Annotated in this window: 29 protein-coding genes; 17 read left to right on the plus strand and 12 right to left on the minus strand. The window is 64.4% G+C overall.

The window, feature by feature from the left end:
- Positions 1–24: 24 nt before the first annotated feature.
- The 5 genes from NZK81_RS14775 to eno all read right to left on the minus strand — a co-directional run bounded on the left by NZK81_RS14775 (position 25) and on the right by eno (position 5,520).
- Positions 25–447, minus strand: coding sequence for a nuclear transport factor 2 family protein (locus NZK81_RS14775; RefSeq protein WP_260046907.1), 423 nt, complete (start codon positions 445–447; stop codon positions 25–27).
- A 32-nt stretch (positions 448–479) separates the two neighbouring features.
- Complete coding sequence (locus NZK81_RS14780) at positions 480–2,192, minus strand: class I adenylate-forming enzyme family protein (protein WP_260046908.1); 1,713 nt, start codon at positions 2,190–2,192, stop codon at positions 480–482.
- Between the two features lie 85 nt (positions 2,193–2,277).
- A complete protein-coding gene (acuI, locus tag NZK81_RS14785; protein WP_260046909.1) occupies positions 2,278–3,261 on the minus strand; it encodes an acrylyl-CoA reductase (NADPH) in 984 nt (327 codons plus the stop codon).
- Between the two features lie 167 nt (positions 3,262–3,428).
- Complete coding sequence (locus NZK81_RS14790) at positions 3,429–4,082, minus strand: TetR/AcrR family transcriptional regulator (protein WP_260046910.1); 654 nt, start codon at positions 4,080–4,082, stop codon at positions 3,429–3,431.
- Positions 4,083–4,233: 151 nt separating this feature from the next.
- Positions 4,234–5,520 (minus strand): phosphopyruvate hydratase, encoded by a 1,287-nt coding sequence (gene eno / locus NZK81_RS14795; protein ID WP_260046911.1) that lies wholly within the window; start codon positions 5,518–5,520, stop codon positions 4,234–4,236.
- Positions 5,521–5,695: 175 nt separating this feature from the next.
- Between eno and NZK81_RS14800 the strand changes: the two genes are divergently transcribed.
- The 5 genes from NZK81_RS14800 (at position 5,696) to NZK81_RS14820 (ending at position 7,978) form a co-directional block, all read left to right on the plus strand.
- The gene (locus NZK81_RS14800; RefSeq protein ID WP_260046912.1) at positions 5,696–6,214 is read left to right on the plus strand and encodes an apolipoprotein A1/A4/E family protein; all 519 of its coding nucleotides are present in this window, start codon (positions 5,696–5,698) and stop codon (positions 6,212–6,214) included.
- Between the two features lie 28 nt (positions 6,215–6,242).
- The gene (locus tag NZK81_RS14805) at positions 6,243–6,626 is read left to right on the plus strand and encodes a phage holin family protein (protein WP_260046913.1); all 384 of its coding nucleotides are present in this window, start codon (positions 6,243–6,245) and stop codon (positions 6,624–6,626) included.
- Positions 6,626–6,943, plus strand: a complete 318-nt coding sequence (locus NZK81_RS14810) for a hypothetical protein (protein ID WP_260046914.1) — start codon at positions 6,626–6,628, stop codon at positions 6,941–6,943. The genes NZK81_RS14805 and NZK81_RS14810 overlap by 1 nt, the downstream gene beginning before the upstream one ends.
- Entirely contained in the window at positions 6,936–7,499 is a 564-nt protein-coding gene (locus NZK81_RS14815; protein WP_260046915.1) for a hypothetical protein, read from the plus strand. The genes NZK81_RS14810 and NZK81_RS14815 overlap by 8 nt, the downstream gene beginning before the upstream one ends.
- Before the next feature lie 257 nt (positions 7,500–7,756).
- Positions 7,757–7,978 carry a DUF4170 domain-containing protein gene (locus tag NZK81_RS14820; protein WP_260046916.1) on the plus strand — a complete coding sequence of 74 codons (222 nt, stop codon included), beginning with the start codon at positions 7,757–7,759 and terminating at the stop codon, positions 7,976–7,978.
- 92 nt (positions 7,979–8,070) lie between these two features.
- Here the strand turns inward: NZK81_RS14820 and greA are convergent, their stop codons facing one another.
- The 5 genes from greA to carA form a co-directional block, all read right to left on the minus strand.
- Positions 8,071–8,547: a transcription elongation factor GreA gene (gene greA / locus NZK81_RS14825; protein ID WP_260046917.1), complete on the minus strand. Its 477-nt coding sequence runs from the start codon at positions 8,545–8,547 to the stop codon at positions 8,071–8,073.
- 106 nt (positions 8,548–8,653) lie between these two features.
- Positions 8,654–11,977 carry a carbamoyl-phosphate synthase large subunit gene (gene carB / locus NZK81_RS14830; RefSeq protein WP_260046918.1) on the minus strand — a complete coding sequence of 1,108 codons (3,324 nt, stop codon included), beginning with the start codon at positions 11,975–11,977 and terminating at the stop codon, positions 8,654–8,656.
- Between the two features lie 45 nt (positions 11,978–12,022).
- Entirely contained in the window at positions 12,023–12,400 is a 378-nt protein-coding gene (locus NZK81_RS14835; RefSeq protein ID WP_260046919.1) for a hypothetical protein, read from the minus strand.
- A complete protein-coding gene (locus NZK81_RS14840) occupies positions 12,397–12,693 on the minus strand; it encodes a MerR family transcriptional regulator (RefSeq protein WP_260046920.1) in 297 nt (98 codons plus the stop codon). Before NZK81_RS14840 ends, NZK81_RS14835 begins: the two co-directional genes overlap by 4 nt.
- A complete protein-coding gene (gene carA / locus NZK81_RS14845; protein ID WP_260046921.1) occupies positions 12,690–13,856 on the minus strand; it encodes a glutamine-hydrolyzing carbamoyl-phosphate synthase small subunit in 1,167 nt (388 codons plus the stop codon). The genes NZK81_RS14840 and carA overlap by 4 nt, the downstream gene beginning before the upstream one ends.
- Before the next feature lie 160 nt (positions 13,857–14,016).
- Here carA and NZK81_RS14850 point away from each other — a divergent pair, with 160 nt between their 5' ends.
- Genes NZK81_RS14850 through rpoD form a run of 3 tightly spaced genes read left to right on the plus strand, consistent with a single transcriptional unit; the run spans position 14,017 to position 18,435 of the window.
- Positions 14,017–14,469 carry a GatB/YqeY domain-containing protein gene (locus NZK81_RS14850; protein ID WP_260046922.1) on the plus strand — a complete coding sequence of 151 codons (453 nt, stop codon included), beginning with the start codon at positions 14,017–14,019 and terminating at the stop codon, positions 14,467–14,469.
- Between the two features lie 25 nt (positions 14,470–14,494).
- Positions 14,495–16,360, plus strand: a complete 1,866-nt coding sequence (gene dnaG / locus NZK81_RS14855) for a DNA primase (protein WP_260046923.1) — start codon at positions 14,495–14,497, stop codon at positions 16,358–16,360.
- Between the two features lie 56 nt (positions 16,361–16,416).
- Positions 16,417–18,435 carry an RNA polymerase sigma factor RpoD gene (gene rpoD / locus NZK81_RS14860; protein WP_260046924.1) on the plus strand — a complete coding sequence of 673 codons (2,019 nt, stop codon included), beginning with the start codon at positions 16,417–16,419 and terminating at the stop codon, positions 18,433–18,435.
- A gap of 58 nt (positions 18,436–18,493) precedes the next feature.
- On the opposite strand, the gene NZK81_RS14865 is transcribed toward rpoD, so the two are convergent.
- Positions 18,494–18,937, minus strand: coding sequence for an Lrp/AsnC family transcriptional regulator (locus NZK81_RS14865; protein ID WP_260046925.1), 444 nt, complete (start codon positions 18,935–18,937; stop codon positions 18,494–18,496).
- Between the two features lie 109 nt (positions 18,938–19,046).
- Between NZK81_RS14865 and NZK81_RS14870 the strand changes: the two genes are divergently transcribed.
- The 9 genes from NZK81_RS14870 to NZK81_RS14910 all read left to right on the plus strand — a co-directional run bounded on the left by NZK81_RS14870 (position 19,047) and on the right by NZK81_RS14910 (position 25,525).
- A complete protein-coding gene (locus tag NZK81_RS14870; RefSeq protein WP_260046926.1) occupies positions 19,047–20,222 on the plus strand; it encodes a PrnB family protein in 1,176 nt (391 codons plus the stop codon).
- Positions 20,223–20,632: 410 nt separating this feature from the next.
- Positions 20,633–21,070, plus strand: coding sequence for a ribose 5-phosphate isomerase B (gene rpiB / locus NZK81_RS14875; protein ID WP_260046927.1), 438 nt, complete (start codon positions 20,633–20,635; stop codon positions 21,068–21,070).
- A 19-nt stretch (positions 21,071–21,089) separates the two neighbouring features.
- Positions 21,090–22,388, plus strand: coding sequence for a serine hydroxymethyltransferase (glyA, locus tag NZK81_RS14880; protein WP_260046928.1), 1,299 nt, complete (start codon positions 21,090–21,092; stop codon positions 22,386–22,388).
- Between the two features lies 1 nt (position 22,389).
- Positions 22,390–22,617 carry a hypothetical protein gene (locus NZK81_RS14885; protein ID WP_260046929.1) on the plus strand — a complete coding sequence of 76 codons (228 nt, stop codon included), beginning with the start codon at positions 22,390–22,392 and terminating at the stop codon, positions 22,615–22,617.
- A gap of 32 nt (positions 22,618–22,649) precedes the next feature.
- Positions 22,650–23,126 carry a transcriptional regulator NrdR gene (gene nrdR / locus NZK81_RS14890; RefSeq protein ID WP_260046930.1) on the plus strand — a complete coding sequence of 159 codons (477 nt, stop codon included), beginning with the start codon at positions 22,650–22,652 and terminating at the stop codon, positions 23,124–23,126.
- On the plus strand, positions 23,119–23,868 hold the full coding sequence (locus NZK81_RS14895) for an RNA methyltransferase (protein WP_260046931.1): 750 nt from the start codon (positions 23,119–23,121) through the stop codon (positions 23,866–23,868). Before nrdR ends, NZK81_RS14895 begins: the two co-directional genes overlap by 8 nt.
- Positions 23,869–23,913: 45 nt before the next feature.
- Positions 23,914–24,321, plus strand: coding sequence for a GFA family protein (locus NZK81_RS14900; RefSeq protein WP_260046932.1), 408 nt, complete (start codon positions 23,914–23,916; stop codon positions 24,319–24,321).
- Between the two features lie 240 nt (positions 24,322–24,561).
- A complete protein-coding gene (gene rpsD, locus NZK81_RS14905; protein WP_260046933.1) occupies positions 24,562–25,176 on the plus strand; it encodes a 30S ribosomal protein S4 in 615 nt (204 codons plus the stop codon).
- A 151-nt stretch (positions 25,177–25,327) separates the two neighbouring features.
- Positions 25,328–25,525 carry a hypothetical protein gene (locus tag NZK81_RS14910; protein ID WP_260046934.1) on the plus strand — a complete coding sequence of 66 codons (198 nt, stop codon included), beginning with the start codon at positions 25,328–25,330 and terminating at the stop codon, positions 25,523–25,525.
- A gap of 6 nt (positions 25,526–25,531) precedes the next feature.
- Here the strand turns inward: NZK81_RS14910 and NZK81_RS14915 are convergent, their stop codons facing one another.
- On the minus strand, positions 25,532–26,167 hold the full coding sequence (locus NZK81_RS14915; RefSeq protein WP_260046935.1) for a ParA family protein: 636 nt from the start codon (positions 26,165–26,167) through the stop codon (positions 25,532–25,534).
- Between the last annotated feature and the right edge of the window lie 85 nt (positions 26,168–26,252).

The raw sequence follows: 26,252 nt of genomic DNA on the forward strand, positions 1-26,252 counted from the left end.
GCCTTGAATCAAGAGCGTTTCAGCTCACGCGGGCTTACCGTCCATTTCCACGATCAGGCGTGTGAGCGTCTGGCGCGCGATCTTCCAGCCATCGGCTGTGCGCACGCAGGTCTCGTGATAGTGGCCATAACCGGTCAGAGCGAACGTGTCCTTTATCACCCGATCCTGCATGGCCCAGACCACTTCGGCGGTGTCGCCTTCGACAGTGATCTGGGGGGAGTGGATCTGGTGCGCGGTCTTTGCGTCGGCCAGGGACCTGCTTACCATGCCGGTGAAGCGGTCGCGCCCTTCCTCCAGCGTGCCGCCACTCGGCCGGGTATCGACCACGCAGTCCTCGGTGAAGAGCTGCTTCCAGTTATCCCAGTCCTTGGTGTCGAGCAGGCGGCAATACGCCGCCTTGAGATTGCAGATCGCCAGCCAGTCCTCGAACGCGGGTGTTCCCGTCATCGTCTTTCCCTCTCCCCTTCCCGGTTCGGCTTTCAGCCGGCCTGGGCGTCCATTTCCTTCAGCCTCTCGGCGGCCAGCTTGCGCAGGTCCGCAGTCTTGATCTTCGAGCTGCCGGTCGTCTTGAGATCGCTTTCCTCGACGAAGAGCACACGGCGCGGAAGCTTGTAGCTGGCCAGCTTTTCCTTGGCGTAATTACGGATCGTCGCCTCGTCGAGGCTGGCGCCCTCGTGCGGAACGATGCACGAGACAACCAGTTCGCCCAGCAGTTCGTCAGGCACGCCCACGGTCTGCGAGATCTTCACGCCGGGGCATTCGCGGATCACCGCGTCGATCTCCAGCGGCGAAACGTTGGCGCCGCCGGTCTTGATGATGTCGTTGAGACGGCCTTCCCAGAAGAGCCGCCCACCGGCATCGACGTAGCCGCCGTCGCTCGTGCGCAGGAAGCCTTCGTCGTCCACCGATTCCGAAAGCGGAATGCCGATGTAGCCCATCATCAGCGTCGGGCCCTTCACCGCGATCTCCCCGCGCTCGCCGACGGGCACGGTGGCGCCGGTGAGCGGCTCGACGATCTTGATGATCGATCCCGCCGTCGGCACGCCGTTGCTGTTGCGATGCTCGTCTTCCGGCGTATTGGCCGGGTAGATGGTGATGAGCGTGAAGGTCTCGGTGTTGCCATAGGCCCACTCGGGCTGGCGCCAGGTCGAATGGACGGTCTCGTGGCGCGCCAGCGGGGTGTTCATGTCGACATACTTGAGGCTGGAAAGATCCACGTCCCCGTAGTTCGAGGCAGCTTCGAGCTGCGCCCACTGGTGCGGCCAGGCCACCGGCATCGTCGCCTTCTCGCGATCCATCAGCGTGAGCGCCTCTTCGGCGTCGAACCAGCGCTGCAGGATCAGCGCGCCGCCCGCCGCGAGCGTCGCGCCCAAGCCCTGGCAGAAGTTGCCCGACCAGAAGAAGCCGTTGGCGGACCAGGTGCGCGGTGCTTCCTCGAACCGGTACCACTGCGGCCAGCGCCATGCTTGCAGACAGGCACCGCGATTGGCGGAGAGGATCCCCTTGACCTTGCCGGTCGAGCCCGAGCTGAACAGCAGGATGCCCGGATCGGCCGGCGCAACCTGCGCGGAACGCGCGTCGACGATCGCCGGGTCCACCGCTTCACCACGCGCCAGGAACGCCGCGGTGCCTTCGATGGCGCCCAGCCCTTCGTCGCTGTCGATGAAGGCGACATGCGTCAGGAACGGATAGCGCGTGGAGGCGAATTCGCCCGGCGCGCTGTTCGCCAGCGCCGGTTCGAGTTCGGCGAGGATGGTTCCGAAGTCCTTCTTGAGCACCTTGCGCTCGGCCAGAAGGACGGAAACGCCCGAGGCGGTCAGGACCTCGTCAAGCTCGGTCGGCGTGAAGAACGTGCTGATCGGCGTCGGGACCGCGCCCGCCAGCGCGGCGCCGAAGACGTTCGAGAGGAATTCGGGACGGTTCGTGGCGATCACGCCAACGCGGGTTCCCTTGCCGATGCCACAGGCGACCAGCGCACGGGCAACCGCCATGCACTTGCCCCACAGTTCGGAATAGGTCCAGCGGATCACTTCGCCGTCGAGGTGAAGGACGAGCGCCTCGTTGGGCCCATGCGCCTCGCAGACCTCGCGGATCAACCCTCCCAGCGTCAGCGCGCCGATGCCCGGTTCCTCGGCCAGCGGAATACCGCGCACCACCGACATGCCGTCCACCACTTCGACCTTCGCTGTCATCTGTCCTGTCCCGTTCCGGATTATCTTGAGCAGACACGCCCGGCGCCGCCGAAAGCGGCTGCCGGGCGCATGCCGGTTTGCCCGATCAGGCGTTCACGTCGACGATGTAGCGGCCCTTGACCTCGCCCGACATGAACTTCTTGGCCGCCTCGATGGCATCGCCGAGACCAATGGTCTGGCCGATGGTGTCGAGAACCGCCGGATCGAGATCCTTGGCGAGACGGTCCCAGGCCTTGAGGCGCTTGGCCTTGGGGGCCATGACCGAGTCGATCCCGAGCAGCGAGACGCCGCGCAGGATGAACGGCATCACGGTGGCGGGCAGGTCCATGCCCTGGGCCAGACCGCAAGCCGCGACGGCGCCGCCGTACCTGGTCTGGGCGCAGGCATTGGCGAGCGTGAAGCTGCCGGCAGTATCCACCACACCGGCCCAGCGCTCCTTCTGGAGCGGCTTGCCCTTTTCCGACATCTCCGAGCGGTCGATGATGGTCTCGGCGCCCAGCGACTTGAGGTAGTCGGCTTCCGAAGCCTTGCCGGTCAGCGCGGCGACCGAGAAGCCCAGCTTCTTGAGCAGCGCAATCGCGACCGAACCGACGCCGCCGGTCGCGCCGGTGACGAGAATTTCGCCCTGATCAGGGGTAACGCCGGCATCGATCAGCGCATCGACGCAGAGCGCGGCGGTGTAACCGGCAGTGCCGATCGCCATGGCCTGCGCGGGGGTGAAGGCGCTGGGCAGCGGAACCAGCCAGTCGCCCTTGAGCTTCGCCTTCTGCGCGAGGCCGCCCCAGTGGACTTCACCGACGCCCCAGCCGTTGAGCACGACAGTATCGCCGGCCTTCCAGTCGGCATTGGTGCTTTCGGTGACGGTGCCGACAAGGTCGATGCCCGGAACCATCGGGAACTTGCGCACGACCGGCGAGCTGCCGGTGATGGCGAGGCCGTCCTTGAAGTTGAGCGTCGAGAACGCGACGTCGATGGTGACATCGCCCTCGGGCAGCGCGCTCTCGTCGAGCTGTTGCAGGGTGACGGTCTGGCCGTCGTCAGTCTTGTCGATCACGATAGCGGAAAACATGGAGCACTCCCTTCCTCTGGGCGACACCGCGCCCTTCGATCATGCGTGCGACGGACCGCCCTTTGCAGTGGCCCGGCTTCGAACTCTTGCCGCCTGCTGAAACGGGATCGAACCCGCCGCGTCAATGGCGTCGCAACGCAGCATCGCCGAGGCGAAGTGCTGGCAACCTAGCCCCGGCGCGAGCGAGCCTCCGCCGCCTCCTCGCGCAAGCGCTTCGCAATATCGGGAAAGGCCTCGGCACGCATCGTCCCGTACATCGACAGGCGCAGGATCTCGTGGCTGAAACGCCGGGACAGTTCGCTGCGCTCTGCGGCATCCGCTGCATGGGCGCGGGCCAGGATCGGCCAGAAGAACACACCGGCGAGGTTGACGACCGACAGCACTTCGAAATCGATGCCGGACTCGGCAAGCCCGGTCGCCGCGAAACGCCCCAGCGACCCGCAATATTCACGCCAGAACGGGTCCTGGCTGGGATCGGGCGAGGCAAGCACCTGCTGCAGCCAGACCCGGCAGATCTCCGGATTTTCCATGGCGAAATCGCACAGGCGGTCGGTCAGCGCGGCAACGTCGACCTGCTCCACCTGACGCTCGCCAATGGTCTCGGGATCGCCGAAGACGGCCCGGAAGAGCTTGTCCGAAACCCACTGGATCGTGGCCTCGATCAGCTTCTCTCGTGTTTCGAAATGCTGGTAGGCCGTGCCGCGATTGACCGCAGCGAGATGCGCGACGGCAGACAGGCTCACGCCCTCCACACCGTCCTTGGCCAGAAGATTGCTGGCCGCATCGAGGATGGTTTCCCGTGTCGCGGCGGGGTCCCTCACCCTGCGCCTTGGTTTCGCCTCCATTGTATTGCCCCTTCTGCTATCAGGGGCAAACATAGCGACGAAATTACTAATCGACAATGTTGACTAGAGCCCGCATCCCCAGACGAATGCGGGCTCCAATCGAAATTCAGAAGATCAGATGCGCGCTTCAGACGCTCAGGCGACCGAACGCGCCGGCACCGGCGTAACGCGCTGCCTTGCCCAGTTCTTCCTCGATGCGGATGAGCTGGTTGTACTTGGCAAGCCGGTCCGAACGGGCCAGCGAGCCGGTCTTGATCTGGCCGCAGTTGGTGGCCACTGCAAGATCGGCGATGGTCGCGTCCTCGGTTTCGCCCGAGCGGTGCGACATGACCGCCGTGTAGCCGGCGCGGTTGGCGATCGAGACCGCTTCGAGCGTTTCGGTGAGCGAGCCGATCTGGTTGACCTTCACCAGCAGCGAGTTGGCGAGGCCCTGCTCGATGCCCATGGTCAGGCGCTTCGGATTGGTCACGAACAGGTCGTCACCCACGAGCTGCACCTTGTCGCCGATCTTGTCGGTCAGCGCCTTCCAGCCCTCGAAGTCGTCCTCGCTCATGCCGTCCTCGACCGAAACGATCGGATAGGCGGCGCACAGGTCGGCAAGGTAGTCGGCAAAAGCGACCGGGTCGAGCGAGAGGCCCTCGCCACTGATCTCGTACTTGCCGTTCTTGAAGAATTCGGTCGAGGCGCAATCGAGCGCGAGCTGGATGTCGGTGCCCGGCTTGAAACCGGCCTTCTCGATCGAGGCCATGACGAAATCCAGCGCGTCGCGGGTGCTGGCAAGGTTCGGGGCAAAGCCGCCCTCGTCGCCCACGGCGGTGGCGAGGCCCTTTTCCGACAGGCCCTTCTTCAGCGTGTGGAACACTTCCGAACCCCAGCGAACAGCCTCGGCGATCGAGTCCGCGCCAACCGGCATGATCATGAATTCCTGGAAGTCGATCGGGTTGTCGGCATGCTCGCCGCCGTTGATGATGTTCATCATCGGCACCGGCAGGACGTGGGCCGAAACACCGCCGATGTACGAATAGAGCGGCAGGCCGCGCGCATTGGCCGCGGCCTTGGCGACGGCGAGGCTGGTGCCGAGAATGGCGTTGGCGCCCAGGCGTCCCTTGTTCTCGGTGCCATCGAGTTCGATCATCGACAGGTCGAGGTCGCGCTGGTCCTCGGCGTCCATGCCCACGAGCGCCTCGGCAATCTCGGTGTTGACCGAGTCGACCGCCTTGAGCACGCCCTTGCCCAGATACCGGCCCTTGTCGCCGTCGCGCAGCTCGACGGCCTCGTGCGCGCCGGTCGAGGCCCCCGAGGGAACCGCGGCGCGGCCGAAGCTGCCATCCTCGAGCAGCACGTCCACTTCAACGGTAGGATTGCCGCGGCTATCCAGAATTTCACGGCCGTGGATGTCGATGATGGCGGTCATTGGTGCTGCACTCCATGCTGGTGACGCCGTTCTGCGCCTTTTGCGGCGCTCTACGCAGGGGAACTGCGCATGACAAGTTGCGTTGCAGCGTTATCGTTGTCTTGTGTTAATATGCCCGCGCACCAATTATATAGCAGTCAGCCCGCGCCAAGGGTGAAAATGGAAGGAAACCACTATGGTCGAACCCACTGCCACCACCACCGAAGACGGCACTGAAAACGCCAAGAATCACTTCACCAAGGCCATGGAAGAAGCCAAGGCCGGAGCGCAGGCTCTTGCAGGCGAGTATCGCGAGAAGCTCACCAAGACCAAGGACGATCTTAGCGACGAGGCCAAGTCGCGGTCCGGCGACGCCCGCGAGAAGGCCAGCGCCTTTGCCTCCGACGCCAAGGTGAAGGCGACCGAATACGCCAACGAAGGCAAGGCGCGCACCAGCAAGGCGATCGTTGGGCTGTCAAAGATGATCGACGACAATGCCGGCCTGATCGACGATAAGGTAGGAGCAAAGTACGGCGACTATGCCCGCACCGCATCGAAGTCGATGCAGGACGCGGCAACCAAGCTCGACGAGAAGTCGCTCGACGAACTGGGCGAAGACGCGAAGGAATTCGTCCGCAAGAGCCCCGGCCTTGCCGTGGGCATGGCGGTGGCCGCCGGGTTCCTGTTCGGCCGCATCTTCAAGAAGAGCAAGTAGCATCGCGCAGGACCTGTCCACCAAGACGATGCAACAGTCCGAGAATGAACCCGCCCCCCTTGCCGAAGGGGCAGAGGGGCTTTCGCTTGCCGAAGACCTGCGCCAGCTCGCCGAGGAGGCGAAGGCCCTGGCGCAGGCCGAACTCGCGTTCCAGAAATCGCGCGCGGCCTATGCCGGATCGGAAACCAAGGCGATCGCCGGCCTGCTGGTGGTGGCGGCAGTCGTCGTGTTCTTTGCGGTCGTGGCGTTTGTCACCGGCACGGTCATCGCGCTGGGACCGGTGCTGGGCCTGTGGGGCGCCATGGCGGCTGTAACCTTCGGCCTGCTGCTGGCGGCAGGGATCTGCGCGCTCACCGCCCGCTCGAAGCTCAAGCGGATGATGGCGGTCATTTCCGACGAGAAGGACGCCTGATGGGCAATCTGGCTTCCCGGGTCGAGGCCGACCGCGCGGCACGCGATGCCGCACGCGCCGCCTTCGACGAACACTACGGCGTCCTCAAGGCCGACATCGAGGAGCGCGGCATTGCCGGGCGCATCGTCGATGAAGCCATGGATCAGGCGAAAGACATGTTCGACGAGGCCGTGGCCGTGGCCGAAACACATCCCGGCGTCATCGGCGGAACCATCGCCGCGCTGGTGCTTTGGATGTTACGCAACCCAATCATCGCCTGGATCGAGAAAATGCTCGGACCGGTGGTGGAAAAGCTGGAGGAACAGGACCGTGACTGAGCCCGAACCCACCAATCCCGACATCCCGGAGCAGGCCAACAACGTCGTTCCCCTGCCCGCCGTCGTTCCTCAGCCGCGTCCGTCCGACAAGGTCGTCTCGTTCGTGAAGCGCCATCCCGCGCTGACGGTCGCCGGCGCTGTCGCCGCGGGCGTCGCGGTAAGTGCGCTCCTGCCGCGCAGGATGGGGGGCAAGGCGAGCCGCAAGATGCTCGGCAAGGCGCTCGGCGCTGCCGAAGCCGCGGGCGCGGCGACCATGCTGTTCGGACGCGAGGCGGGCGAGAAGATGCAGTCGCTGGGACTGGGCGCGCGCAAACAGGCTGCCGACTTCGCGGACAAGGCGGAAGATGCCGGCCACCGCACGGCGTCCCGGATCGAGAAATACGGCGCTGCCGCGCTTGCCGCCGCCGGCGCGCTCGGCCGCGCCACGGCCCGCCGCACCAGCGACCTGGGGGAAACCGCCTCGGACAAGGCCGCGCGGATCGGCGATGCCGCGGCCGAACGGTCGCAAAAGGTCAAGGCCAGGGCGAGCGAGCTGAAAGGCCGCATCAAGCGCTAGGCGACGCGGGCAAGTTCCAGGCTGGGCATTCAGCAATGGCGACGTGTCCGGATCGACACTTCTTGCGCACATCTCGCAGACAACCGCCTTGGGCATCCCGCGCAGAAATTTGCCCCTGAGGCCCGGCGCACAAGGCTTAATGCTATTGATTTGCAGCATCTGAAGAGATCGCATCGCAGGCGCGATCTACTCTTGCCCTATACCCTGCGTGAAATTATAGGGGCCGCTCCTCCCAACCAGAAAAGCGGTCCTCTCCCATGCAAAAGCTTCATCTTGTCATGGGCGGCCGGGTCAAGGACCCGCGCAGCCTCGAATTCGTCGATCTCAACGCCATGGACATGGTCGGTGTCTTTCCCGACTTCGCCTCCGCGGAAGACGCCTGGCGCTCGGCGGCCCAGCGCACCGTCGACGATGCGGAAATGAAATACGTGATCGTGCACCTGCACCGCCTGCTTGAGCCCGAACTGCCGGAAGGCTGAGCGGACTGTCACACGCTGCATAAAAAAGGGCCGGCATCACTGCCGGCCCTTTTTTGTCAGGCTGTTCCGGAGCGAGACCGGAACAGTGTCGATCAGATGAATTCGATCTTCTGCACGAGATAGAACTTGTCGCCCGAAGGGACCGTCACCTCGATCTCGTCCTCGACCTGGCGCCCGATCAGCGCCTTGCCGAGTGGCGAGTTGTAGCTGATGCGACCGACCTTGGCGTCCGCCTCGTAAGGGCCGACGATCTGGTAGCGCACCGGCTTGTCGTCGTCGTCGAGCAGGGTAACCGTCGCGCCGAAGATGATCTTGTCGCTCGATAGGGTCGCCGGATCGACGATCTGCGCGCGGCTGACCTTGTCCTCGAGGTCGGCAATACTGGCCTCGACCTGCCCCTGACGCTCCTTGGCTGCGTGATATTCGGCATTTTCCGACAAGTCGCCGTGTGCGCGTGCTTCCTCGATCGCATCGACAATGCGGGGCCGTTCCTCACGCAGGGCCTTCAGCTCCGCGGTGATCTTTTCATAGCCTTCCGCAAGCATCGGCAGCTTTTCGATACTGGCCATTCTGACGTCTTCCTCCTGCTGCCTCCCCCTCCGCTGCGACTAGTCGACTGCCCCGCCCCTCAAGGGACAGGTCAATCCGCAGCGATGTGGGGAAGCAAGACCTAGTTCAGCTATAATAATCCTGCAACGAGCGCACTTCAAGCTGGCTGCCACGAATCGTCGCAATCGCCTCGCTTGCCGCCACGCTGGAAGCCGCGGTCGTGAAGATCGAAACCTTCGCCGTAATCGCGGATGCACGGATCGACTGCGAGTCCTTCAGGCTCTGCCAGCCCTCGGTCGTGTTGAAGATCAGGTCCACCTCGCCGTCGACGATCTTGTCGACGATGTGCGGCCGGCCTTCGGCCACCTTGTTCACCAGCTCGACCGAAAGCCCCGCGTCCGCGAGATACTTCTGCGTGCCCGAGGTCGCGATGATGCGGAAGCCGTTGTCGATCAGCTTGCGGATGGCCGGCACGATCATCGGCTTGTCGCTGTTCTTCACCGACACGAAGACCGTGCCCTCGGTCGGCAGGCGCATGCCGGCGCCGAGCTGAGCCTTGGCGAAGGCCCGCGGGTAGTCCTTGTCGATACCCATGACTTCGCCAGTGGACTTCATTTCCGGGCTCAGCACCGGGTCGACGCCCGGGAAGCGCGCGAAGGGGAATACTGCCTCCTTCACCGCCATGTAGTCGAGATCACGCTTGAACGGCGGGAAGGTGGAGAGCTTCTCGCCGGCCATGACGCGCGCCGCGATCTTGGCGACCGGCTGGCCGATGGCCTTAGCGACGAAAGGCACCGTGCGCGAAGCGCGCGGGTTCACCTCGATCAGGTAGACCTCTCCGTCCTTCACCGCGAACTGCACGTTCATCAGCCCGCGCACGCCGAGCCCCATGGCCAGCGCCTCGGCCTGGCGTTCCATCTCGGCGATGATCTCGGCCGGGAGGCTGTAGGGCGGGATGGTGCAGGCGCTGTCGCCCGAGTGAACGCCGGCTTCCTCGATGTGCTGCATGACGCCGGCGACGACGACCTGCTCGCCGTCGCACAGGGCGTCGACGTCGCATTCGATGGCATCGCGCAAGTACTGGTCGATCAGCACCGGGCTGTCGCCCGACACCTGCACGGCGGTGGCGATGTAGTCATCGAGCTGCTGCTCGCTGTCGACGATCTCCATCGCGCGCCCGCCCAGCACGTAGCTGGGACGGGTGAGCACGGGATAGCCGATGCGGTTGGCCACCGCGACGGCCTCGTCGCGGCTGCGGGCAATGCCGTTGGCCGGCTGCTTGAGGTTCAGCTTCTCGACCAGCGCGGCAAAGCGCTCGCGGTCCTCGGCAAGGTCGATCGCGTCGGGCGAAGTGCCCAGGATCGGAATCCCCGCATCTTCCAGCGCCTGCGCCAGCTTGAGCGGCGTCTGCCCGCCGAACTGGACGATGACGCCGACCAGTTCGCCGTTCTGCTGCTCGACGCGCAGGATCTCCAGCACGTCCTCCGCCGTCAGCGGCTCGAAGTACAGGCGGTCGGAGGTGTCGTAGTCGGTGGAGACCGTCTCCGGGTTGCAGTTGACCATGATGGTCTCGTAACCGGCCTCGGACAGCGAGAAGCAGGCGTGAACGCAGCAATAGTCGAACTCGATGCCCTGCCCAATGCGGTTCGGGCCGCCGCCGAGGATCACGATCTTCCTGCGGTCCGACGGCATCGCCTCGTCCTCGGGCGCGCCGAAGATGGGCGCCTCGTAAGTCGAGTACATGTAAGGCGTGATCGCCTCGAACTCGGCCGCGCAGGAATCGATCCGCTTGAACACCGGGTGGACACCCAGCTTGTGGCGCAATGCGCGCACTTCGTCCTCGCTGGTAGCCCCGGCCATGGCACGCAGCGCATCATGCAGCAGCCCCGAACGCTTGGCCTGCGTCTCCGCCAGTCCTCCGGCGACGTTGACCGAACGGACCGCCAGAGTGGCCAGGCGCCTGTCGGAAAAGCCCATCGCCTTGAGCCGGCGCATGCCCGCCGCGTCGATCGGAAGGCCATCCTTCACGATCTTCGTTTCTTCGGCGATGATTTCCTCGATGTGGCGCAGGAACCACTTGTCGTAGTGGGTGATCGCGTGGATCTCGTCGACAGTGAAACCCTCGCGCAGGGCCTGGCCGACATTGAGCAGCCGGTCGGGCGTGGCCTTTGACAGCGCGGCGGTGATCGTGTCGCGGCCCGCGCCTTCGAGTTCGGCGACGCGGTTGAAGCCGTCCAGACCGGTTTCGAGGCCGCGCAGGGCCTTCTGCATCGATTCCTTGATGTTGCGCCCAATCGCCATGACTTCTCCGACCGACTTCATCGCGGTGGTCAGCAGCGGTTCGGCGCCCTTGAACTTCTCGAAGGCAAAGCGCGGGATCTTGGTAACGACATAGTCGATCGTCGGCTCGAAGCTCGCCGGCGTCGCGCCGGTGATCTCGTTCATGATCTCGTCGAGCGTATAGCCGACCGCGAGCTTGGCCGCGACGCGCGCGATCGGGAAGCCGGTAGCCTTGGACGCCAGTGCCGAAGAACGCGAAACGCGCGGGTTCATCTCGATGACGATGAGCCGCCCGTCCTGGGGATTGACTGCGAACTGTACGTTCGAACCGCCTGTTTCCACACCGATTTCACGCAGCACGGCAAGGCTCGCCGTGCGCATGATCTGGTATTCCTTGTCGGTCAGCGTCAGCGCGGGCGCGACCGTGATGGAGTCGCCCGTGTGCACGCCCATCGGGTCGACGTTCTCGATCGAGCAGATGATGATGGAATTGTCGTGCTTGTCGCGCACGACTTCCATTTCATACTCCTTCCAGCCGAGCAGCGATTCCTCGATCAGCACCTCGTTGGTCGGGGAAGCATCGAGGCCCGAGCGCACGATCGCCTCGAACTCGGCCTTGTTGTAGGCGACGCCGCCGCCGGTGCCGCCCAGCGTGAAGCTGGGACGGATGATCGAGGGAAGCCCCGTCGTCTCGAGCACCTTGAGCGCTTCGTCGTAGGAATGGGCAACGCCCGAGCGAGCCGATTCGAGACCGATCTTGTCCATCGCCTCGCGGAAGCGCTGGCGATCCTCGGCCTTGTCGATGGCATCGGCATTGGCGCCTATCATCGTCACGCCGAACTTCTCCAGCGTTCCGTCATTGAACAGATCGAGCGCGCAGTTGAGCGCCGTCTGCCCGCCCATCGTCGGCAGGATCGCGTCGGGGCGTTCCTTCTCGATGATCCGGGCGACGACTTCCGGCACGATCGGCTCGACATAGGTCGCGTCCGCCATGTCCGGATCGGTCATGATCGTGGCCGGGTTCGAGTTCACCAGAACGACGCGATAGCCCTCTTCCTTGAGCGCCTTGATCGCCTGGGTCCCCGAATAGTCGAACTCGCAGGCCTGGCCGATAATGATCGGACCCGCGCCGATGACGAGGATCGAGGAGATGTCCGTGCGTTTGGGCATGAGAAAGTGCTGCCTTGGTGTTCGAGTGAAGTGTCGTTCGTTCGCTCAGGCGACCAGTTCGCCGAAAGCCTTTTCCCAGAATTCGAGGCCTTCGCCCCCGGCCCGGGCAATGATCGGGTCATTGGCCTGCAGTTCCTTGATAGCCGCCCTGAACTTGTCGGCCTGGAACTGGTGCATCTTGCCGCCGAACTCGTTTTCGGTGGTCGACCAGGCGCCCTTCTCGATCATCATGTCGAGGAACTGCTTGCCCGCCACCTTCGACTGCGCGCGCACCTTCATGCCGAACTTGCGCGTGGCGATGGAAAACTTGTCCTCGATGATGAGGTTCAGCTCGCCGTAGGGATACCAGCGCGTCGCGATGTTGAGGTCGTTGGCCGGCCCCGCGACGTAGTAGGCGATCATGTATCTGATGATGTCGGTCATTGTCCCGGTCTCTCCGAAGCAGATCGTTCCTGGCCGCCGAAGCCGATCGGCATCGAGGGCACCCGCGCGCGCAGCTCCTTCAGCACACAGGTTGAACTGTCATACGAGATATTCCCGGGAGGATCGAAAATAACCTTGTCCTCCCGGATACTGATCGCCGACGCGGGCACGCCGCATTGGCGTGCTACTTCCCCGATCTCCGCGTCGCTCATCGCCGGTGGCCGGGGCGGCGCCTCCTTGCACGCCGCGACCAGGCCGCATGCGGCCAGCGCAAAGGCAGCTGCCCGCTTCAACCCAGCATCCCCACGAACTTCTCGAAGAGATAGAAGCTGTCCTGCGGCCCCGGGCTCGCCTCGGGGTGGTACTGCACGCCGAAGGCGCGCTTGCCCTTGACGGCGATACCGCAGTTGCTGCCGTCGAACAGCGAGACATGGGTTTCCTCGAGCGTGTCGGGCAGCGTCGTGTTGTCGACCGCGAAGCCGTGGTTCATCGAGGTGATCTCGACCACGTCGTCCGCCAGCCGCTTGACCGGATGGTTCGCGCCGCGATGGCCCTGGAACATCTTGGAAGTCTTCGCGCCCGCGGCCAGCGCCAGCATCTGGTGGCCCAGGCAAATGCCGAAGATCGGAATGTCGCGCTCCAGCAGCCCCCGGATCACCGGCACGGCGTACTTGCCGGTCGCCGCCGGATCACCGGGGCCGTTCGAGAGGAACACGCCGTCGGGCTTGAGTTCGAGGATCTGCTCCAGCGAGGTTTCGGCGGGAACCACCGTCACCCGCGCTCCGGCCTTCACCAGGTTGCGGAAAATGTTGTCCTTGCCGCCGAAGTCCATGGCGACGACGTGCGGGCGAGCATCGCGCGGAGACCGGCCGTAGCCCTTGCCCAGCGCCCAGGTGGAGCCTTCCCAGTCTTCCTTGCCGTGGCGGCTGACCAGCTTGGCAAGGTCCATGCCTTCGAGGCCGGGCCATTCCTGCGCCTTCCTGAGCAGCGCGGGAATGTCGAACTGGCCGTCCTTACGATAGGCGATCACCGCGTTGGGCGCGCCGGAAAGGCGGATGCGGCGGGTCAGCGCGCGGGTATCGACACCGGCCAGGCCGATCTTGCCCTTGCTCGCCAGCCAGTCGCCGAACGCGCCGTGCGAGCGGAAGTTCGAGGGCTGGGTCACGTCTTCGCGAACCACGCAGCCGACCGCGCCTTCGACTTTCGATTCGAGATCCTCGTCGTTGACACCGACATTGCCGATATGCGGGAACGTGAATGTCACGATCTGCCCGGCGTAGGACGGATCGGTCATCACTTCCTGATAGCCGGTCATCGCGGTGTTGAAGCAGACTTCGCCCACCGCTTCTCCTTCGGCGCCGAATCCGCGTCCCCAGATGACGTTCCCGTCGCTCAGGACGAGAACGCCCGTCGCCCCTTCCGGTTTGGGCGCAAGCGTATGTGCGGCGTCGGCCATGATGGGTCGCTCCGTTTGAGGCGTTTCTGACGATGAGTGCTAAGGCCCACCCGCTAGACACGGTTGTGCATGGCGTCAAGGCGCGAGGGTGCAATTTGCCGCGCGGCTTGCTAACTTTTGCGCAGCCACGTTTCACACTCATCAGGAAAACAGAAGAACAATGATCCGCGATTCGATCAAGGCCGCACAGATTTCCGCTATGAAGTCGGGCGACAAGCCGCGCCTCGCCGCCGTGCGTCTCATCCTCGCCAAGCTCAAGGACCGCGACATCGAACTGCGCACCGCCACCGAGTTGCCGGAGGACGATGCCATGGTGATCGACGTGCTGCAGAAGATGGTCAAGCAGCGCCGCGAATCGATCAAGCTGTTCGAGGAAGGCGGCCGACCGGAGCGCGCCGAAGAGGAAAAGGCCGAACTCGTCGTGATCGAGGAGTTCCTGCCGGCGCAGATGTCGGAAGAGGAAACCAGGGCCGCGATCGAAGCGATCAAGACCGAGACCGGTGCTGCGGGCATGAAGGACATGGGCAAGGTCATGGGCCTGCTCAAGGAACGCCACGGCGCCCAGCTCGACATGGGCAAGGCCAGCGGCTGGGTAAAGGCCGCGCTGGCCTGACCCGTAGCGAAAGGCGGCACGTCCCGTGCTAACGCCCCAATGGCTCGATCAGCTTAGATCCCGCATCACGCTTTCGACGCTGATCGGCCGTTCGACGCGCCTGCAGAAGGCGGGGCGCGAGTACAAGGCGTGCTGCCCCTTCCATAACGAGAAAAGCCCAAGCTTCACCGTCAACGACGAAAAGGGCTTCTATCACTGCTTCGGCTGCGGCGCGCATGGCGATGCCATCCGCTGGATGACCGACCACCAGGGCCTTGCCTTCATGGACGCGGTCAAGGAACTGGCGGCCGAGGCGGGGATGGACGTTCCCGCCCCCGATCCGCGCGCCGCGCGGGCGGCGGAAAAGCGCGATACGCTGCACGATGTCATGGCAGCGGCGCAGGAATGGTTCGTCCACAACCTCGCCGCGCCGGAAGGAGAGGCAGCGCGCGCCTATCTGGCGACGCGCGGGTTCGACGGGCATACCATGCAGCGCTTCGGCTTCGGCTATGCGCCGGAAGGCCGGCAAGCGCTGAAGGAGGCACTCTCGCGCTTCCCGGAACCCATGCTGATCGAGGCCGGCCTCAGGATCGCGGTGGAAGACCGCGATCCCTACGACCGGTTCCGTGGCCGCCTGATGCTGCCGATCGAGGATGCGCGCGGGCGGGTGATCGCCTTCGGGGGACGCATCCTCGCCAAGACCAAGACCGACGCCCCCAAGTACCTCAACTCGCCGGACACCCCGCTCTTCGACAAGGGGCGCACGCTCTACAACCTCCACCGCGCCGCGCCGGCCGCGCGCCAGTCGGGCCGGATGGTCGTGGTCGAAGGCTACATGGACGTGATCGCGCTCGCGGCGGCAGGAATTGCCGAGTGCGTCGCCCCGCTCGGCACCGCGCTGACCGAGAACCAGATCGAACTGCTCTGGCGCCACGTCGAAATGCCGATCCTGTGCTTCGACGGGGATGCCGCCGGACAGCGCGCGGCGATGCGTGCGATTACCCGCGCCCTGCCCCTGCTGCGCCCGGCCCATTCGCTGCGCATCGTACGCCTGCCCGAGGGGCTCGACCCCGACGACCTGATCAAGGCCAGAGGCGCCAAGGCGATGGAAGAACTGCTGGGCGAGGCACAGAGCCTGATCGACGTTCTGTGGGAATTCGAACGCGACGCCCACCCCCTTGCCACACCCGAGGACAAGGCCGGTCTCAAGGCCCGTCTGATGGAGCATGTCGATTCGATCCAGCATCCCGACATCGCCAGCCTCTATCGCCGCGAATTGCAGGACCGCTATTCCGCCTTCGCCTTTCCCAGGCGCGAGAACCGTTGGGAAGGCGGCAACAGACAGAGCTTCCAGCCCAGGCAACGTGGCGGCAAGTGGCAGCCCGGGCGCCCTGCCCCCACGCCGTCCTCGCCCGAATCACTCGAGCGGCTGCGCAAGGCCATGGCAGGCGGTTCGCGTGACGCTCTGTCCAATGCAGTGCTCGCCGGCCTGATTCGCTGGCCCGGGCAAATTCACCGCCACGCAGAGGCGTTGGCCCGCACCTCCGAGCTCGATCCGCGCTTTTCCACGCTGCTGGAATGCAGTGACGCAACAGATGTGCTTGAAAGCGATGCCCTTGCCACCATATTGAGCGCAAATGGTCTGGAAGTTCCCGGGACCGCTGAATATTCGGGGCTGCGCTTCGGCTTTCTGGCCCCCGACGCAGATGCACAGCAGGCGGCAGCGGAACTCTCTCAGGCCATCGATCTCTTGGTAGAGCGTCCGGTCCTGGAAGCAGCTCTGGCACGGGCAACTGCGCGGTTCGAAAACGAGCTGTCGGAGGAGTCTTTTGCCGAGCAGCAACGCTTGCTCAAGAGAAAGCTGGAATTTGACAGTCGCCTAAGGCAAATGGCGAACAGACATGCGTCCTAGTCCGGATTGTATAATTATACGATCTGATCGGGGCAGCACGAGTTAACGGCGGAAGAATGAGCAAAAACGACAATACCAGCGGCGAGACCACCGACGGCAACGACGCGCCGCTGATCGATCTCAACGAAGCCTCGATCAAGAAGCTGATCGCGCGCGCCAAGCGCCGCGGCGTCATCACGTATGACGAGCTCAACGAGGCCCTGCCTCAGGACCAGATGTCTTCCGAGCAGATCGAGGACATCATGGCCGCAATCTCCGAAATGGGCGTCAACATCGTCGAGAGCGACGAGGACGCGCAGGAGGACAACGAGGTCGAGGAAATCGACTCGAGCGACGATACCGCCGCGCCAAGGATGGTCGTCGAGACCAAGAAGAAGGAAACGGTCGAGCGCACCGACGACCCGGTGCGCATGTACCTGCGTGAAATGGGCGCGGTCGAACTGCTCAGCCGCGAGGGCGAAATCGCCATCGCCAAGCGCATCGAGGCCGGCCGGGACATGATGATCCTGGGCCTGTGCGAGAGCCCGCTCACCTTCCACGCCATCATCCAGTGGTCCGAAGCGCTCAACAACGGCGAGATGCAGCTGCGCGAGATCCTCGATCTCGACGCCATGCTCTCGAAGGAACCGGCGCCGGAAAACCTCAACGAGGACGGCGAGAGCGACGACGACGGCGAAATCAGCGAAGCCACCGCCGGCCCCTCCTACAAGGAGGACGATGACGACGACGAGGAGGAAACCTCCGAGGACGGCGAGGAAGGCGAGGAAGGCTCCACGCGCCGCAAGGAAGAGGACGACGAGGAAGACAACACGCTCTCGCTCGCCCAGATGGAAGCCGCGCTCAAGCCCGAGGCGCTCGAGAAGTTCGCGACCATCACCGACCTGTTCCAGACCTTCGAGAAGCTCCAGTCGGAACGCCTCGATGCGCTCGCGCTGGGCATCGATTTCCCGGCCGCGAAGGAAGAGAAGTACCAGCAGCTGCGCGAGGACCTGACCGCGCAGGTGGAATCGGTGCAGTTCCACGCCACCAAGATCGAATACCTGGTCGACAACCTCTATGCCTACAACCGTCGCCTGACGACGCTGGGCGGCCAGATGCTGCGTCTGGCCGAGCGCCACAAGGTGAAGCGCGTCGACTTCCTGTCGACCTACGTCGGCCGCGAACTGGACGACACCTGGCTGCCGGAAATGGCGAAGAAGGACAAGAAATGGGCTGCCTTCGCCGAGAACGAGACCGATTCGGTCGAACGCATCCGCTCGGAAGTCTCTGACATCGCCGCTGCCACCGGCATGGCGCTCCCCGAATTCCGCCGCATCGTCAACATGGTGCAGAAGGGCGAGCGCGAGGCGCGCATCGCCAAGAAGGAAATGGTCGAGGCGAACCTGCGTCTGGTGATCTCGATCGCCAAGAAATACACCAACCGCGGCCTGCAGTTCCTTGACCTCATCCAGGAAGGCAACATCGGCCTGATGAAGGCGGTCGACAAGTTCGAATACCGCCGCGGCTACAAGTTCTCGACTTACGCAACATGGTGGATCCGTCAGGCGATCACCCGCTCGATCGCCGACCAGGCGCGCACGATCCGTATCCCGGTCCACATGATCGAGACGATCAACAAGCTGGTGCGCACCAGCCGCCAGTTCCTCCACGAACAGGGCCGCGAGCCCACGCCGGAGGAAATGGCAGAGCGTCTTTCCATGCCGCTCGAAAAGGTGCGCAAGGTGATGAAGATCGCCAAGGAGCCGATCAGCCTCGAAACGCCGATCGGCGACGAGGAAGATTCGCACCTGGGCGATTTCATCGAGGACAAGAACGCGATCATCCCGGTGGACGCGGCGATCCAGTCGAACCTCAAGGAAACGGTCACCCGCGTCCTGGCCTCGCTGACCCCGCGAGAGGAACGCGTGCTGCGCATGCGCTTCGGCATCGGCATGAACACCGACCACACGCTGGAGGAAGTCGGCCAGCAGTTCTCGGTGACGCGCGAACGTATCCGCCAGATCGAAGCCAAGGCGCTGAGGAAACTCAAGCACCCGAGCCGGTCGCGAAAGATGCGCTCGTTCCTCGATCAGTAAATTCGAAAAGCCCCGCTTCGGCGGGGTTTTTCAATGCAGAATACCGCGCGCGGCGGCCTCAGCCGCGCAAGTCCTTCGATGAGCCGAGGCTCACGTAGGAGGTATAGCTGGACACCTGGGCAAGCGTACCCAGCGTTTCCGAATGAAAGTGCTTGTAGGCGGCAAGATCGGCGACCTCGACGCGCAGGAGATATTCGACCGAGCCTGTAATGTTGTGGCACTCGCGCACCTGCGGGGCTGCGGCCATGGCGGTCTCAAATGCCTGCGCATCCTCCTTGAGCTGGCCAGAGAGGCCGACCATCACGAAGACGGTGAGCCCTGCGCCCAGCTTGCTACGGTCCAGCACGGCGCGGTAACCCTTTATCACGCCTTGCGATTCAAGGGCTTGTACCCTGCGAAGGCAGGCCGAAGGCGAAAGGCCTACACGCTCGGCAAGCTGCAGGTTGCTGATTCGGCCATCGGCCTCAAGTTCGCGCAATATTTTGTCGTCTATGGCGTCCATGACCGTCAATCATTGATAAAATTCGCGCAATATTGCGCGACAATGCAAGCTCATTCACCCTGAAACGGTATAAAATTGCACGGCAAAATACAAAGGGAGAAATTCCAAAATGAGCCTTGCCGAGCTTGCTTCCTACGGCATCATCCCTCAGCGCGGATTTCTGTGCACCCACGACGCCCCCGATGTGAGGTTCGAGGGTCATCTTGCCGATGCCCGCGACGTGGCCTTGCGCATTCCCGAATTCCTGCCGGCCGGCAAGCTGCGCGATGCCGTGCATGCCCACCTGCCCCCGGTCGACGCGCACGCCATTGCCGCACTGGACGAAAGCCAGGTCCGCATGGCGATGGTCCATTATTCCTTTCTGGCCCAGTCCTACATCTGGGGCGGGGTCGAGCCGGCATCGTCTCTTCCGGCCACGATCGCCGTGCCGATCGTAGCGCTCGCCGGCAGGCTCGGGCAGCAGCCGCTCCTGCAGTACAGCGGCTATGTCCTCGACAACTGGGGAACGATCGATCCCGGCCGGCCCATCGGCCTCGACAACATCTACATGATCCAGAAGTTCGCGGGCGGCATCGACGAGGCGTGGTTCGTGCTGGTCCACGTCGCCATCGAGGCCCGCGCCGGCGAGGCACTGGCCCTGATCGCTCCGCTCATCGAGGCCGCGCGGGACGGGGACGAAGTGCACGCCCGTTCGCTGCTCGAACAGATGGTCGTCGTCTGGTCCGATGTCAGCGCGATCTTCGATCGCATGCCGGACCAGTGCGATCCCTATATCTACTTTCACCGGGTGCGCCCCTACATCCACGGCTGGAAGGACAATCCTGCGCTCAAGGGCGGCATTGTCTATGAAGGTGTCGAAAAGTTCGCCGGCAAGCCGCAGGTGTTTCGCGGGCAGACCGGGTCGCAATCCTCGATCGTGCCGATCATGGACGCCCTGCTCGGCGTCGGCCATGCCGCCGACCCGCTGAAAGCCTATCTCGACGACCTTCACGCCTATCGCCCGCCGGCACACCGGCGCTTCATCGACGATGTCCGCGCCCATTCCACCCTGCGCGCCTTCGTTACCGAAAAGCGCGACCGCGAGCTGATCGGGGTATACAACCGCGCCGTGCAGGCCGTCGCTGATTTCCGCAGCCGCCATCTGGAATATGCGGCAAGCTACATCAACAAACAGGGCTCCCAGTCCGCCGGAAACGACACCGAGATCGGGACCGGTGGCACGCCCTTCATGAAGTACCTGAAAAAGCATCGCGACGAGACCGCCGCGATGATGATCCCTGCCTGACGGCCCGTGCCGTCCATCAGCTTTCCGGGGACCGGCGACCGTTTCGCCCGCCCCCGGAAGCTTCGGACCGCCGGCCCGCGGCGGAATTGCGGAAATGTTTTCCTACATCCCCCTCGCCTGCCACACTGTGCGCGGCATCCGTCCGTCACGCTCCTTGAACCGTCCATCCCCGCCACGAAAGCCACGCTGTCGCAGTGTCAGGTTTCGACGGCACCAAGATGCTGAAATACAATTATTTTCATAGAACTCGCCATAACCCGAGTGGGTGAAGTTCCTGAAATTCACGATTCCTCGAGGGCACCCGCCCCGAACGCGTGGGACTGTTCCACTCCCGGGACTCGCTTTGCGACGAACTCGCGACTAAGGGGATCGCAAACGAATCCCCCGCAAAGGACAGGCCCGTTTCGCTCATGCGCATTGCCATCGCATCCGATCACGCCGCCGTCGACCTCAAGGCCGAACTGCGCGAATACCTCATCGGCCTCGGCCACGAAGTGGCCGATCTCGGCCCCGAAACCGCCGACCGCGTCGACTATCCCGACTACGGCTACAAGCTCGCCTCGGTCGTTGCCGACGGCACCGCCGAATACGGCGTCGCGCTGTGCGGTTCGGGCATCGGCATCTCGATCGCGGTCAACCGCGAGCCCGGCTGCCGTTGCGCACTGGTCTCGGAGCCGCTCTCCGCGGCTCTCGCCCGCGAGCACAACAACGCCAACTGCATCGCCATGGGCGCGCGGCTGACCGGCGTCGACATGGCTAAGGCCTGCCTCGATGCCTTCCTTTCGACCGAGTTCGGCGGCGGCCGCCATGCCGGACGTGTCGAAAAGCTCTCCAATCCTCCTGCCTGATCCGAAGAGGTCCACGAACATGACTGTCGAAACCGCCATCCGTTCCCCCGGCTTCTTCACCGAAACGATCGCCCAGAGCGATCCGGCCGTCGCCAACGCGATCGGCAAGGAATTGAAGCGCGAGCGCAAGCAGATCGAACTGATCGCTTCGGAAAACATCGTCTCCAAGGCCGTGCTCGAAGCGCAGGGCTCGGTGCTCACCAACAAGTACGCCGAGGGCTATCCCGGCAAGCGCTACTATCAGGGCTGCGAGCCTTCGGACGAAGTCGAAGCGCTGGCCATTGCCCGCGCCACGCAGCTGTTCGATTGCGCCTTTGCCAACGTCCAGCCCCACTCGGGCGCGCAGGCGAACGGCGCAGTGCTGCTCGCCACGGTCAAGCCCGGCGACACCATCATGGGCATGAGCCTCGATGCCGGCGGCCACCTCACGCATGGCGCCCGTGCTGCCATGTCGGGCAAGTGGTTCAATGCCGTGCAGTACGGCGTCACCAAGGACACCCACCTGATCGACTACGACGAAGTCGAGAAGCTGGCCAGGGAGCATGAGCCCAAGCTGATCATCGCGGGCGGCTCGGCCTATCCGCGCGTGATCGATTTCAAGCGCATGCGCGAAATCGCCGACAGCGTGGGCGCGCTGTTCCAGGTCGACATGGCGCACTTCGCCGGCCTCGTGGCCGCGGGCCTGCACCCCTCGCCCTTCCCCTATGCGCACATCGCCACGACCACCACGCACAAGACCCTGCGCGGTCCGCGCGGCGGCATGATCCTCACCAATGACGAGGCGCTAGCCAAGAAGATCAACTCGGCGGTCTTCCCCGGCCTGCAGGGCGGCCCGCTGATGCACGTCATCGCTGCCAAGGCCGTCGCCTTCGGCGAAGCGCTGCGTCCCGAGTTCAAGGATTACTGCAAGCAGGTTGTCGAGAACGCCAAGGCCCTTGCCGACACGCTCAAGAGCCGCGGCGCCGAGATCGTCTCGGGCGGCACGGACACGCACCTCGCGCTCATCGACCTCTCGCCGCTGGGCGTGACCGGCAAGGATGCCGACGAGGCGCTGGAGCGTGCGGGCATCACCTGCAACAAGAACGGCATCCCGTTCGACCCGCTGCCGCCGATGAAGACCAGCGGCATCCGCGTCGGCTCGCCGGCCGGCACCACGCGCGGCTTCGGCGTCGAGGAATTCCGCGAGATCGGCAACATGGTCGCCGACGTGCTCGATGGCCTTGCCAAGTGCGGCGAAGCGGGTGACGCGCAGGTGGAACAGAACGTGCGTTCGCGCGTTGAGGCCCTGTGCGACCGCTTCCCGATCTACGAGGACTGACATGAGCGATCCCCGCCGCCCCAACGATACTGGCGATTTCGTCTACGACGCACGCCAGGAACTCGCCGGAATGCTCAGGGACGGTCTCGACCATCCCTCGACCAAGCCGGTGCTCGTCTGGGGCGCGCTGGGGGCCATGGCCGGTGCCATGCTGCCGCTCGTCTCCGTCGGCCTCGGCCTTGCTGCCGGTGCCGGCTACAAGTTCTACAAGCGCGTCCGGCCCGACTGAACGCATCCGTTCTGTGAAAGTGAAGGTCTGAAATGCGCTGCCCGTTCTGCGCCAACGACGATACGCAGGTAAAGGACAGCCGTCCGACCGAGGACAACACCGCGATCCGGCGGCGGCGCCAGTGTTCGAGTTGCGGCGCCCGCTTCACCACCTTCGAGCGCATCCAGCTGCGCGAAGTGACCGTGGTGAAGAGCAACGACGCGCGCGAACCGTTCGACCGCTCCAAGCTCGAACAGTCGGTCACGCTCGCCTGCCGCAAGCGCGGGATCGACCACGAGAAGATCGACCAGCTCGTCTCCGGCGTGCAGCGCCAGGTGGAAACCAGCGGCGAGGCCGAGATTTCCTCGCTCGCGATCGGTGAAATGGTGATGGATGGCCTGCGCGTGCTCGATTCGGTCGCCTATATCCGCTTCGCCAGCGTCTACCGCTCGTTCAACGAGGCCAGGGACTTCGAGGAATTCGCGGGCACCGTTCGCGATGTTGCCGTTGGGGACGACGACAATGTCTGAGCAAGCCCCCGTCATCGTCCTCGTCCGCCCGCAGCTTGGCGAGAATATCGGCAAGGCCGCGCGCGCCATGCTCAATTTCGGGCTTACCGAAATGCGCCTCGTCTCCCCGCGCGACGGCTGGCCCAATCCCTCGGCCGGCCCCGCCGCCGCGGGCGCCGACGAAGTGCTGGAAGGCGCGCAGGTTTTCGAGACGCTGGCCGAGGCCGTATCCGACTGCGCCAACGTCTATGCGACCACCGTGCGCAAGCGGGGCGTCACCAAGCCTGTCGTCACCCCCGAACAGGCCGCGCGCGAAATCCATGCTGCACCGGGCCGCTCTGCCTATGTCTTCGGACCGGAGCGCTCTGGGCTGGAAACCGAGGACGTTGCCCTTGCACGCGCGATCCTCACCGTGCCGATCAATCCCGAATTCGCCTCGCTCAATCTCGCCCAGGCCGTGATCCTGTGCGCCTACGAGTGGAGCAAGCATGTCCCGAGCAACGCCGAGGGGAACGCAGGCCTCGAACAGCCCACGCTCGAAGAGCTGCTCCCCCCTGCCCCGCAGGAAGAGCTGGAAGGCCTGATCGGCCACTTCGAGCGCCTGCTGGAAGACAAGAACTACTTCTGGCCCAAGACGCGCGCGGCCGCCAACCGGCTGACCCTGCGCAACCTGCTGACCAAGCCGGGCTGGAACCATCTGGAAGTACGCACCCTGCGCGGCGTGCTTTCCACGCTGGAAAACGCCCGCCGCCCGCGCGGCTAGGCCGTAAGCGCCAGACCCGTCTCAGGTCCGTACAGGGAGGTTGCCATGGATAAGACCGCGAACGGCTCCTGCCTTTGCGGCGCGGTGACATTCGAGGTTCACGGCCGTTTCGACAGCTTTTTCCTGTGCCATTGCCAGCGCTGCCGGAAGGACACCGGCTCGGCCCACGCCGCCAACCTCTTCGCCGCATCGGCCAGGCTGACATGGTTGTCGGGACACGATCATGTCAGCACGTACAGCCTCCCCGGCACACGGCACCAGCGAAGCTTCTGCACCGAATGCGGTTCCGCCCTGCCCTGCCTTCAGATGGATGGCGCCTTGCTGGCCGTACCCGCGGGCAGTCTGGACAGCCCCCTGCCGCTGCGGCCCGATGCCCATATCTGCTACGCGAGCCGCGCCGACTGGGATGATCATCTGGAGGGTATCGCCAAGCTGGATTCCCTGCCGGAATAGCGCCCTTCCATGACTACCTTGAGCAAGTGCCCCCCGAAAATCCTTGACTCCTGCGCACCGGGCGGTAAGGGCCGCCCTTCACATGGCGCCTGCCCTTATGGACAGGTTCGTCCATTCGGCCCCGCACCCCGGTGAAGCGGCGGCCGCATCCAGTGGAATACGGCTGGATGGTGCGCCCCGGGAAACTATGGATCGCGCAGTCACGGTGACAGCGCGGCAAGCAGAACGGAAAGACATCTTATGTCGAAGCGCAAGAGCGCCAAGTACAAACTCGACCGCCGCATGGGCGAGAACATCTGGGGCCGTCCCAAGAGCTCGGTGAACCGCCGCAGCTACGGCCCGGGCCAGCACGGCCAGCGCCGCAAGGGCAAGCTCTCGGACTACGGCATCCAGCTGCGCGCCAAGCAGAAGCTCAAGGGCTACTACGGCGACGTGACCGAGAAGCAGTTCAAGCGCACCTACCAGGAAGCCTCGTCCATGAAGGGCGACACCGGCCAGAACCTGATCGGCCTGCTCGAACAGCGCCTCGACATGGTCGTGTACCGCGCCAAGTTCGCACCGACCATCTTCGCTGCCCGCCAGATCGTTTCGCACGGCCACATCCGCGTGAACGGCGTGAAGTGCAACATCGCCTCGCGCCGCATCAAGATCGGTGACGTCATCAGCCTGGGCGACAAGGCCAAGGAAATGGCGCTGGTCATCGAAGCGCAGAGCCTGCCCGAGCGCGAGATCCCCGACTACGTCGCTCAGGACGGCACCGACAAGGTGACCTTCGTCCGCGTCCCGACGCTCGACGAAGTGCCTTATCCGGTGAAGATGGAACCGAACCTGGTCGTCGAGTTCTACTCGCGCTGATTTCGGATCCTTTACGGATTTCAGGAAAGGGCGGTCCTTCGGGGCCGCCCTTTTCGCATGGGCGGCCGGCGGGACGATCCGCCTGTAAAATTACACGATCCGAAGAACTTGTCAGGAAACTGCAGCAGATCTGGGCCATGGGGGCCGCATCATGACACGCTACCGCTTCGTGACGCCCCATCGTATCGGCAAATGGTATCCCGACCTGGAAACCGCAAAACGCTGCGCCTGCAAGATCGGCGCCGGTTTCATGGATTCGCGAACCGGCCGCTTCATCGCCTATGTCGGCACCAAGCTGGAGATTGCCTCCGCGAACGGCGATGCCGACAAGGCCGGCGTTCCCGCCTGAAGGCCTTCAGGCCGAACCCTCGATACCGAGCTGCCCGCGCGCCCATTGCCACAGCGCATCGACTTCCGCTGCGGCCTTGCCCTGCGGGTCCACTTCCGAAGCCACTTCGCCTGCTCTCGACGAGCGATGGAACGCGGCGCGTTCCCCGAACGTGACCGGGCTCAGCTTCAAGCCCAGGCCTTCGGCGAATGCGCCCGTCTCGGCGACAATGCGCGTCGCTCTGGGCGGAACCCCGTTGAGCAGCACGAAAGCGGGCTTGCCCGCGTAAGAGACCAGTTCGGCCGTCGCCTCCAGCGCATGGAGATCGAAAGCCCGCGCCCGCGTCGGGATAAGCACGAGATCGGCCGCACGCACAGCCTCTCGGGCCGCCGTATCGCCGTGCGGGGGCGTATCGATCACCACAAGCCCGGTGCCTTCGCGCTGCGTTTTCTGGATCGTGCTATGCAACCGCACAGGCGGACAGGTGACGATCTTGGGCAGAAAATCACCCCGCCAGTCGCCCCAGGCCGCCGCCGTCGCCTGCGGATCGAGGTCGATCACGCACGTCTGCATGTCGCCATAGGCCGCACAAGTCGCCAGATGCAGGGCCAGCGTCGTCTTCCCGGATCCGCCCTTCTGGCTGACAATCGCAACAGTCGGCATGCCCACGCCTTCTCCAATTGAGGAAATTCGCAGCGTCCGACGTTCGATTCGCCCCGGCTGGCCGCCCTGCAAATCTCCGCAAAAG

Source organism: Novosphingobium mangrovisedimenti, from assembly GCF_025153475.1.
Classification (GTDB): Bacteria; Pseudomonadota; Alphaproteobacteria; order Sphingomonadales; family Sphingomonadaceae; genus Novosphingobium; species Novosphingobium mangrovi_A.